At 68.6% G+C, this 10,116-nt stretch carries 9 protein-coding genes; 3 read left to right on the top strand and 6 right to left on the bottom strand.

The genetic code is table 11. From position 1 onward, the window contains the following. Nucleotides 1-3 precede the first annotated feature (3 nt). The 6 genes from R5W23_RS20895 to R5W23_RS20870 form a co-directional block, all read right to left on the bottom strand. Nucleotides 4-954, bottom strand: a complete 951-nt coding sequence (locus tag R5W23_RS20895) for an ATP-grasp domain-containing protein (RefSeq protein ID WP_320687958.1) — start codon at nucleotides 952-954, stop codon at nucleotides 4-6. A 488-nt stretch (nucleotides 955-1,442) separates the two neighbouring features. Further along, on the bottom strand, nucleotides 1,443-1,994 hold the full coding sequence (locus R5W23_RS20890) for a D-glycero-alpha-D-manno-heptose-1,7-bisphosphate 7-phosphatase (protein WP_320687957.1): 552 nt from the start codon (nucleotides 1,992-1,994) through the stop codon (nucleotides 1,443-1,445). Beyond that, nucleotides 1,984-2,718, bottom strand: a complete 735-nt coding sequence (locus R5W23_RS20885; RefSeq protein WP_320687956.1) for a nucleotidyltransferase family protein — start codon at nucleotides 2,716-2,718, stop codon at nucleotides 1,984-1,986. The genes R5W23_RS20890 and R5W23_RS20885 overlap by 11 nt, the downstream gene beginning before the upstream one ends. Before the next feature lie 85 nt (nucleotides 2,719-2,803). Then, entirely contained in the window at nucleotides 2,804-4,246 is a 1,443-nt protein-coding gene (gene zwf, locus R5W23_RS20880) for a glucose-6-phosphate dehydrogenase (protein WP_261185739.1), read from the bottom strand. A gap of 158 nt (nucleotides 4,247-4,404) precedes the next feature. Continuing rightward, nucleotides 4,405-4,710, bottom strand: coding sequence for a hypothetical protein (locus R5W23_RS20875; protein ID WP_320687955.1), 306 nt, complete (start codon nucleotides 4,708-4,710; stop codon nucleotides 4,405-4,407). A gap of 683 nt (nucleotides 4,711-5,393) precedes the next feature. After that, on the bottom strand, nucleotides 5,394-5,756 hold the full coding sequence (locus R5W23_RS20870; protein ID WP_261185737.1) for a darcynin family protein: 363 nt from the start codon (nucleotides 5,754-5,756) through the stop codon (nucleotides 5,394-5,396). Between the two features lie 127 nt (nucleotides 5,757-5,883). Between R5W23_RS20870 and R5W23_RS20865 the strand changes: the two genes are divergently transcribed. The 3 genes from R5W23_RS20865 to R5W23_RS20855 all read left to right on the top strand — a co-directional run bounded on the left by R5W23_RS20865 (nucleotide 5,884) and on the right by R5W23_RS20855 (nucleotide 10,111). Further along, the gene (locus R5W23_RS20865; RefSeq protein ID WP_261185736.1) at nucleotides 5,884-6,780 is read left to right on the top strand and encodes a LysR family transcriptional regulator; all 897 of its coding nucleotides are present in this window, start codon (nucleotides 5,884-5,886) and stop codon (nucleotides 6,778-6,780) included. Nucleotides 6,781-7,318: 538 nt separating this feature from the next. Next, nucleotides 7,319-9,160: a hypothetical protein gene (locus R5W23_RS20860; protein WP_320687954.1), complete on the top strand. Its 1,842-nt coding sequence runs from the start codon at nucleotides 7,319-7,321 to the stop codon at nucleotides 9,158-9,160. 174 nt (nucleotides 9,161-9,334) lie between these two features. After that, nucleotides 9,335-10,111 (top strand): YdjY domain-containing protein, encoded by a 777-nt coding sequence (locus R5W23_RS20855; RefSeq protein WP_320687953.1) that lies wholly within the window; start codon nucleotides 9,335-9,337, stop codon nucleotides 10,109-10,111. Nucleotides 10,112-10,116 lie beyond the last annotated feature (5 nt).

Below are 10,116 nucleotides of genomic sequence, written 5' to 3'. Positions count from 1 at the left end.
ACGTCAGCCGGCCCGCTTCACGAGGTAATCGACCAGCCGCGCGAACGGATCGAACCCGACCACGTTCGGCGCGTCGGCGACGAAGTTCGACAGCGCGTTGATGTCGTAGTAAACGATCCGGCCGTCGCGGTCGTCGATCATGTACTCGATGCCGCCGACATCGATCTCGGCGACCTGCATGATCTTCTCGCAGGCCGCAATAACCTCCGGGGGCGGCATGTAGCCCTCGACCTTCAGGCCGGTCTTGGGCGCGTCGATCGGGCACGCGGCGCGGACCAACTCCACCCCGTCGGCGCGCTGGCAGATGTCCGCGGGGCACAGGTTGAACGACTCGCCGGTGGTGTAGACCTTGATCGCGTACAGGAACTTCCCGCCGAGCGTTTCGACGCGCGTGATGTGCCCGCCGCGGGCCGGGACGAACTCCTGAACCAGCGCGGTGTGGTCCACGCCCAAATCGACCTGATTCGCGGCCACGGACTCGGCGAGCGATTCGCGGCCGAGGTACTTCACGATCCCGGCGCCGCTGCCGCCGATGTTCGCCTTCACCACCACCGGAAACCGCAACCCGTCCGCCGCGTCCACCGCCTTTGATGCGTGATTGATGACCCGCGCCTTCGGATAGCCCAGCCCGAGCGATTCGAGCAGCGTGAGCTGCCGGGCCTTGGAAAGCTCGATGGAGAACCCGTTCACGCCGTTCACCACCGGTACGCCGAGGCGCTCCAGGTGCGCCATGTACGCAACCGTGAAGAACATCCCCTGCACCCCGCCGCGCAGGTACGCCGACGGGCTCATCCGGTTGAACACCAGGGCGTACGGCGACTGCTTCTCGCTCGGGTCGTAGACGTGCGCCCGCGGGTCGAGTTGAACGTAAGGGATCTCGCGGCGGGCGAGTTCCGCGAACAGCGGGCGGAACCAGTCGGGGTGTTCGTGGTAGATCGCGAACGGCTTGCGCATCGGCGCTCCTCAGGGGATGGCGCCAATTGTAGCCGCACGGGCGTTCGTCGCTAAGCACGCCGGGAGGAATGAGTTCCGCTCGGGCCGGGACGACCGGCCCAAAGCGCGATGGAGATAGCCAGAAGATTTTGACAGGATCGACAGGATAAACAGGATTTAAGACCGATCCCAGCAGTTTCACGTTCGCGCCGCGTGGTTTTGGCCGTTAAGGTGGTCCGCTCACTCCGTGAGCGGTCGCTCCGCGCATCCGATTCGCTCCGCGGGCTTGCCGGCTCCGGCGTTGTGCGCAACGCTCATTCGATAACCCCGAGCGACCGCTCACGGAGTGAGCGGACCACACTCAAAACACCAACCGCCGCGCCGCCACACCAACTGGAAATGGCTGGGTTCCGTCTTCATCCGGTAAATCCTGTCGATCCTGTCAAAATCTGTCTTCGTGAATGTGAGACTCACAAGGCCCGAAGAGAAGCCGCGACCAGTCGCCCATTCTAAACCGCGGGTGCCGTGCGCTGCCGCTCCCAGACAGCAACCGCGGCCGCAAGATCGGGCACGGCGTCCGGGAGGTCTGCCCCGTGTCCGGTGCGCACGAGGAGCGAGCGGCACCCGGCGGCGTGCCCGGCTCCGGCGTCGCACGGCTTGTCGCCGATCATCCACGACCGCGACAGTTCGATGTCGAGGTCTCGTGCGGCGGCCAGCAGCATCCCGGGCCGCGGCTTCCGGCAGTCGCACACCACGCGGTACGCATCACTGCCTTCGGTGGGGTGGTGCGGACAGTAGTAGAAGGCGTCAACCTGCGCCCCTTGCTGAGCGAGGAGCGCGGCGAGGTGCTCGTGAACTTCGGTCACCCGGCTTTCGGGGAAGTACCCGCGGGCCACACCGCCCTGGTTCGTGACCACCACCACGAGCACGCCCGCGGCGTTGAGCCGGCGCACGGCATCGGCCGCCCCGGGGATGAGCTTCACCTGCTCCGGGCGCGCGAGGTAGTGGACCTCTTCGATGAGGGTGCCGTCGCGGTCGAGGAACACGGCGTCACGCGACATGGGTCGGCTCCCGGCGCGCCACGAACGCCCGGAGCGCGTCCGGCGTGCCGATGTCGTGGAACGCGGCCTCCTGCGGGAACGCCGCGAGCGTGAGCCCGTCGCGCAAAGCGGCCGGGAACACGTCCCGTTCGAGCGACACCACTTCCCCCGCGGGCACGCGGGCGAGCAGTTCGCGCTCGATCACGTACACGCCCGAGTTGACCCACCCGCCGCCCACCGCACCCGGCTCCTTCTCGCGGAACTGCGTGACGCGCCCGTCGGCGAATTCGATCGAACCGAACCGCCCCGCGTCCGCCACCCGGGCGAGCGTGAGCGTCGCGACCGCCCCCGCCGCACGTGCCGCGCGGTGCGCCTGAAGCAACTGGCCGAGGTCCACGTCGGTGTACGTGTCCCCGTTCGTGACGAACGCGGCCGGGGCGAAGTGGGACTCGGCCCGCTTCAGAGCCCCCGCGGTGCCGAGCAACTGTTCGCCGTCCCGAACGTAGTCGATGTGGATGCCCAGGCCGCGCCCGTCGCCCAGCGCGGCCTCGATCTGATCGGCCATGTGCCCGACGCACAGCACGAACCGCCGCGCCCCGCGATCGCGCAGGAGTTCCAACTGCACTTCGAGGAACGGCTGCCCGCCCCCTACCGGGGCCAGCGCCTTCGGGCGGTCGGGCACCGCGGAACGCAGCCGCGTTCCGAGCCCGCCGCACAGCACGATCACCGGAAGGTCGAGTGTCACCGGAAGGCTCCTGCGGGGTCGCACGAGCCGTCAGTGGTACCGCGCCGCGCCCGCGGGCGTCAACGCGAGGTGCGCCCGCCGGGCGTCAGCCGATGGGCTGCCAGCAGTCGAGCAGCTTATCGGCGCCGCCGGGGCCGTTCGAGCCGACCGCGTACTTCTCGGGCTGCTGCGCGGCGTGCTCGGCCGCCGCGATCAGCGGGTCCATGATCTCCCACGCCCGCTCGATCTCGTCGGCCCGCATGAACAGGCTCGCGTCCCCCTGGATCGCGTCGAGCAGCAGCCGCTCATAGGCCTCCGGCAGCGCCTGGTCGGAGAACGCCTTCTTGTAGTCGAACGTGAGGTCGTGCGGCTTCAGCGACACCCCGTCCACGTCGGGCACCTTGGTCTGGAAGTTGATCGAGATGGACTCGTTCGGCTGGATCACCATCCGCAGCCGGTTACACTGGAGCGTCTCGCCCGGCGGGAGCGGGAACATGAGGCGGGCCGGGCACTTGAACTGGATGAGCACCTCGCTGTACCGCGCCTTCAGCCCCTTGCCGCTGCGGAGGTAGAACGGCACGCCGTACCAGCGGCGGCTGTCCAGCTCGACCTTGATCGCGGCGTAGGTCGGGGTCTTCGAGTCCGGCTTCACCCCGTCCACGTTCAGGTACCCGTCGTACTGGCCCAGCGCCATCACCTTCGGGGCCTCCGCCTCGGACCGCACCTTCACGGTCGAGAGCACCTTCATCTTCTCGTTCCGCAGGTTCTCCGCGCTGTACCGGTTCGGGTCCTCCATCGCCACCATCGTGAGGATCTGGAGCAGGTGGTTCTGGATCATGTCGCGCATGACCCCGCTGCCGTCGTAGTAGTCGCCGCGGCCCGCCACCGTCACCTTCTCGGCCACGGTGATCTGCACGTGGTCGATGTACTGCGCGTTCCACAGGGGCTCGAACAGGGTGTTCGCGAACCGGAACACCAGAATGTTCTGAACGGTGTCCTTGCCGAGGTAGTGGTCGATGCGGTAGAGCTGGCTCTCGTCCCAGTTCTTGTGCATCGTGTCGTTGAGCGCCTTGGCGGTCGCGAGGTTCACCCCGAACGGCTTCTCGATGACCAGCCGGCGGTACCCCTTGTCGCTCTTGTTCAGCCCCTCCTCGGCCATCGCGCTGCTGATGCCCGCATAATACTTGGGCGCCATCGAGAAGTAGTACAGCCGGCGCGCGTCGTCGGAGCCCTCGTTGGCCGCGAGCCACTCGGCCAGCGGCTTGCACCCGCCCGGCTTGGTGGCGTCGGTGGCGACGTAGTGGATGCGGGCCGCGAACTCCGCCCACTTGGCCGCATCGAACTGCCCCTTGGGCAGGATCTCCTCCACCTTCGGCTTCAGCTCCTCGCGGTACGCGTCGTCCGAGTACGGGGTGCGGGCCACGCCGACGATCCGCGCCTCCGGCGGCAGCTTGCCCTTCTGGGCCAGGTTGAACAGCGCCGGGATGAGCTTGCGCCAGGTGAGGTCGCCGGAGGCGCCGAAGATAACGATGGTGAGCGGCTGGGCCATTGAAGGTGCCCGTGCGTGAGGGTGCGGGGGGGCGCCCGCACGCCGGGCGCGCCGGGGATATGCTACACGCCCGGCGGCGTTTTGCGTTTTTGTGTTCCGGGTTTTGTACCGGCGCCCCGCGCACGCGCCCGAAAATCAAAAATCTGACTGATGGCCATTCAATTCGGACTGAAGTCGAACTTGGCGGCGCTCTCCCGGCCGAGCGGGTCGTTGACGAACTTGCGGAAGCAGCCGGGGCACAGGTCGAACCGCATCTTCTTGCACGCCGGCGGGGGCTCCGGGGCGCCCTCGCCCTCTTCCAGGTCGCTCAGCAGCCGGGCCATCTCCTCGATGTGATCGGTTTCCAGGTCGTCGTCGGTCAGGGCGCCGGGGTCACAGCTCGCGAACGCCTCCATCTTCACCACATACCGTTCGGCTCCGTCCCGGGTCATGTCCTTGCCGCACACGTCACAGGAGAAGTGCATCATGGCCGTCGGAGCCTCTGGACCTGGAACCGCCCGCGCGGGCCGTGGAGACGTGCGGCGCGCGGGTCGCAGCGGCGGGGGCACGAACGACCCGCGCACCGCCGCATCAGTTCGTATACTCCACAACTCGCAAGTTCCTGCCCCTGTGTCAATCGTAATCGCCCGCACAAACCGCACAATTCAGGCCGCCCCGCCGGGGCGCGGTCGGTTCCGTGTCAGGTTTTGCGGCGGTGCGCTCGGCCCTTCTCGCGCAAGTGCAATGCGGTGCGCGGTGTGAACGAGTTGCAGTCCGAACGTCCCGACAAGGGGCGCGCTCTTCGTGCCCCTGCTCGGCCGGTCGCGGCCGCTCCCGGCCTTCGGGCGCCGCTTGGCACGCAGGGTGCTTTGTATCTCGACGCCTCCGAGTGCTGGCCGGTGGCGCAACGAACGACCGGCCCCCGCAAAGTGGCTTCGCATCCGAACGAATTCCCCCGGCGGCTCGGGAGCGCCCCCGAACCGGACCCGCCCCCGCTCTCTTCAAAACCGACACGTTCCCACGGCCGGCGGCTCACGGAGCCCGCCGGCTCGTATCTTTTTTGCCCCTGCACGGCCCGCCCATCGTGTCGCCCGGGTTCCATAGCGCCCGAGGAAACCGGTCACGCGCCGGCGGGTGCGGCGCGGGGCCGGATGGGCCGGGCGCGGCGTCACACGGTGAACACCTCGCGGTTGTAGTTCCGGGCGTAAGCGTTCTCGACGCCGGTCAGGATCTCAACGATCTGAAAGTACCGGTCCCAGAACGGGGTCTCGCGCAGGTCCTCGACGAGCAACTGGTACGCGTGGTGGTCCACCGCGTCCCACAGCCAAACGTCGGTCACCCGGGTCGAGTAGAACTCCACGTCGAAGAACCGGAGCCGGACCCGCCCCTCGTGCTTGCGCAGGATCGGGGTGAACTGCTCGCGGAGCAGTTGGAACCGCTCGTCCACGGGGAAGCCGAGCCACTCGGGCGCGGTCTTCACCAGCATGAACACGGTCACGGACGGCTCGAACGGGGGCTGCGAAGCGGACACGTCGTCTCTCCTGGTAATCGGTTCGCGGTCGGCGCCGGGCCGCTTGCGGCGGCCCCGGTGCGTGGGATAATACGGCCACACGATCCCCCTCATAAACCGAAAGTTGTGCAACGAGTCATTGCGAAAAATGAAACCCACCGATCTGAAACTGTTACTCGCCCTCGACGCGCTGCTGGCGGAGGGGAGCGTCGCCGGCGCGGCCCGCCGGCTCAAGCTGAGCGAGCCGGCCACCAGCCGCGCGCTCTCCCAGCTCCGAACGGCCCTGGGCGACGAGCTGCTGGTCCGGGCGGGCCGCCGGTTGGTGCCGACGCCGCGGGCGCTCGCCCTGCGCGGCCGGGTGCGGGCGCTGGTGGAGCAGGCCGAGGAGCTGTTCCGGCCGGACGGCGACGCGAGCCCGTCCGCGCTGGAGCGGGCCTTCTCCGTCCGCGCCAACGACGCCTTCGCGGGCGCCTACGCGCCGCGACTGGTGGCGCGCGTCCTGGCCGAAGCGCCCGGGGTGACGCTGCGGTTCGTGCCGGAGGGCGACGAGGACATCGAGAGCCTGCGGTCGGGGGCGGTGGACCTGGACGTGGGGGCGCTCGGGCGGCCCGGGCCGGAGATGAAGAGCCAGCGGCTGTTCGCCGACGAGTTCGTCGGGGTGGTGGGTCCGCGCCACCCGCTGGCCGCCTCGGCGGTCACGGCCGAGCGGTTCGCAGAATTCCCCCACGTCTCGGCGTCGCGCCGCGGGCTCCGGGCGGGGCCGATCGACGACGCGCTGCGGGCCAAGAAGCTGGCGCGCACGGTCGCCGTGGTCGTACCGTCATTTTCCGCCGCCCTGTTCGCCGTCGCCGGCTCGGACCAACTCGTCGGGGCGGTGCCGGCCGCGCTGGCGAACGAGGGCGTGCGGCTGTTGGGCCTGAGCACGTTCAAGCTGCCGGTGCGAACGAAGCCGCTGGAGGTGTACCAAGTGTGGCACCCGCGCTTCGACGCCGACCCCGGTCACCGCTGGCTCCGCGGGCTGATCCGGTCGGTCGCGGCGAAGTAGGGCGGGCCGACGCGCGCCGAACGGAACTGGCCGTCTCACGTCCTGGAGCCGGCAGCCGACCCCGCGCCCGGCCAACGGTGAGGCCACCGCCCGCCCGCTTCGCAACGCAAGTTTCTTGCATAAAACGGATTACGCCGCATTTGCACCTCTGCATCCGGGGCGGTGCGCGGGGGTGTGGCCACACCCGCGTCAGGGCGGCCCCGCGCAAAGCTGCGGCCCGTGTCGCCGGAACCGGCTCCTCCATCTCGTCGCGCCCGTCACAACCGTCCCCGTCGCCACCCCCGGCACACGCGCCCCCACCGGGCGCCCGGCGGCAGCGAATCGGCTCCGCGGCGCGCCGCCGCGTCATTCGGTGCGAGCCCCCCTTCCGATATCTGAGGCAGACGAGCTGGGGGACAGGATTCCGCCGTTCGGCATGCTCGTCGTTGCGAACGGGGCAACCAAGTCGGGACGGTCCGCGGCGGCCGAGGGAGTCCGCCGTGAACCCGCGCCGCGGAGCCGGCGCGGGAACCGATCGAACCGCAGGAGGCGACAGGTCATGGCAATTCGTAAGGGCGCTCCTTGGCTCGCGGCGGTCGCGGTCCTGAGCGTCGGATCGGTGGCCCTGGCGGGCCACTTCGGCACCACCAAGTACGCGGCCGGCAACGGCTGTTCGCCGTGCGACGCCCAGACCAACTTTGCCGCCGGCCAGGGGCCGTGCAGCCAGCAGGTGGTGTACGACTGCGTGGTCGAGAAGCGGTACCACACCTGCTACCAGACCACGTGCGAGACGGTGCTGAAGCCGGTCACCAAGACCACCTACGCCTGTGAGGAGAAGACCTGCTTCAAGACGGTCAACGAGACCGCCTACAAGCAGGTGCAGGAGACCGTCTGCAAGCCGGTGTGCGAGACGGTGCTGAAGCCGTGCCGCACCACCGTGTGCAAGCAGGTGTGCGAGACCGTCTACCGCGACTGCCCGGTCACGGTGTGCAAGACGGTGTGCGAGCCGCACACCCGCAAGGAGTGCTTCTTCGTGTGCAAGCCGGTGTGCGAGACGCACTACAAGGACTGCACCCGCACCGTCTGCAAGCCGGTGTGCGAGACCGTCATCAAGGACGTGTGCAAGACGGTGTGCGTCCCGGTCACCGAGACGTGCTACAAGGACGTCCAGCGCACCGTCTGCCACGACGTGTGCGAGACGCAGTACAAGACCGTGTGCAAGACGGTGTGCGAGCCGCAGTGCGTGACCAAGTGCGTCACCAAGTGCGTGCCGGAAACGGTGTGCGAGACGGTGTGCGTGCCCGGCAAGCTCACCTGGGAGTGCGTCCCGGTCTACAAGTGCGAGTTCGACCCCTGCACCTGCACCACCGTGCAGAAGCAGGTCGGCACCAAGAAGAAGCTGGTGCGCAGCCCCGCGACCACCGAGACCCGCCAGGTGACCCGCAGCCGCAAGGTGACCGAGCAGGTGCAGGAAACGGTGTACGTGAAGCGCACGGTGTCCGAGAAGGTGCCGGTGCAGGTTACCAAGAAGGTGCAGACCGTGGTGTCCGAGAAGGTGCCGGTGACCGTGACCCGCAACGTGCAGAAGACGGTCGTCGAGAAGGTGCCGACCCAGGTGGTCCGCAACGTGCAATCGACCGAGGTGGTCCGCACCCCGGTGCAGGTGAAGCGCAACGCCCAGGGCGCGTATGTTGACGCCGCGGCCCTGAACGCGGCGGCCAAGGACCTGGCCGACAAGGGCGCGAACGTGCTGGGCGGCGGCCCGGGCGCGCTGGCCAACCCGAACGCCCCGACCTACGACGCCGACGGCCCCGGCCGGGTGTTCGTCGAGGGGCTCCGGGTGAGCCGCGACGTGACCTACAACGTCACCCGCCAGGTGCAGGTGACCGAGAACCGCCGGGTGGCGGAAAAGGTCGTCCGCAACGTGCAGGAAGAAGTGGTCAAGATGGTCCCCACCAAGGTGACCACGATGAAGCAGGAAGTGGTGACCAAGTGCGTGCCGTACACGGTGACCAAGCAGGTGCCGTACACGGTGACGGTGAAGGTGCCCCGCACCGTCACCGAGATGGTGCCGACGACGGTCACCAAGCGGGTCCCGGTGACAGTGGCGACGGACGTGGTCGTGAAGAAGGCCCGGTACGTGCCGGCCCCGGCCGCCCCGTGCGGGTGCGGCACCCCCTGCACGGCCGGCAAGGGTGACGCCTGCTCGGCCAAGCCGTGCGGCGACGCCTGCTCGCCGATCTGCTCGAGCGGCCTGGGCGGCGGCCTGCGGAACGTGCTGAACGACCCGAACCGGCCGAAGCCGATCCGCGACTTCTTCAGCAACCTGTGCGCGACCCGGCTCGCGTGCGACCCGTGCCCGCCGGCCCACTGCGGCGACGCTTGCAGCCCCTGCAAGTAAGTTAACCCTGTCGATCGCACCGGGCGTCCGCCCCGTGCCGCAGAGGCCCTCCGGGGCGACTCTCGCGGCCCGGAGCGGGCGCCCGGTGCCCGTTGGTGGCCACACTTTGTCGTTGTGCCCGCTCGGCCCGCGGTGCTAGTCTGAACCCTGCCCCCCTCCCGCGAGGCACCCCACATGCTGAAAACGACCCTCGGTTGCGCCCTCGCTGCACTGGCGCTCGCCGCAGCGCTCCCCGTGGGGGCGCAGCCCCCGGAGCAGCCTAAACCGGAAGAGCTTCCCGAGTACCCGCTGCTCGACAAGGCCAACAAGCTGGTGCCGATTTCACCGGACAAGAAGGCCGTCTTCGCCGAGGTCGCCCCGGACGGCAAAGACAAGACGAAGGTCGTTCGGTCGGCGCTGGCGTGCGAGGTGTGCCTCCGCGAAGGGCCGCTCGAGCAGTTCCTCTGCAAGAAGGGCACCAAGGAGCACGAGGCCATCGTGCGCGTGGACGTCGACGCCGAGTTCGTCCACGGGGCCGTCATCGCGGCCGGCGGCAAGGCCGGCACGCCGACCGGGTTCGTCGACCCGAAGACCGAAGAGGCCAAATACACCCCCGCGACCGGCAGCCGCGTGAACGTGAGCGTCCACTACAAGTACAAAGGGAAGCTCCACACGCACACCGCCCAGGAGTGGATCTGGGACACCAAGAAGAAGGCCCCGATGGCGCACCACTGGGTGTTCGCCGGCAGCCGGTTCATCAAGGACCCAGACAACCCGAACGCCAAACCCTACTACGGCGCCAACACGGGCGACATCTTCAGCATCTCCAACTTCCCGTACTCGACGCTCGAGATCCCCGCACAGATCAGCAAGGACGAGGCCCAGCTCACCTACGAGGCCAAGACCGACAAGATCCCCCCCCTCGGCTCGAAGGTGTGGGTGCTCCTCGAAGTCGTACCCGAGAAGAAGTGAGGCGT

Source organism: Gemmata algarum, from assembly GCF_034097035.1.
Lineage (GTDB): Bacteria > Planctomycetota > Planctomycetia > Gemmatales > Gemmataceae > Gemmata > Gemmata algarum.
The sequence above is the reverse complement of the archived record's forward strand: the minus strand, read 5'-3'. Positions and strand labels throughout refer to the sequence as shown.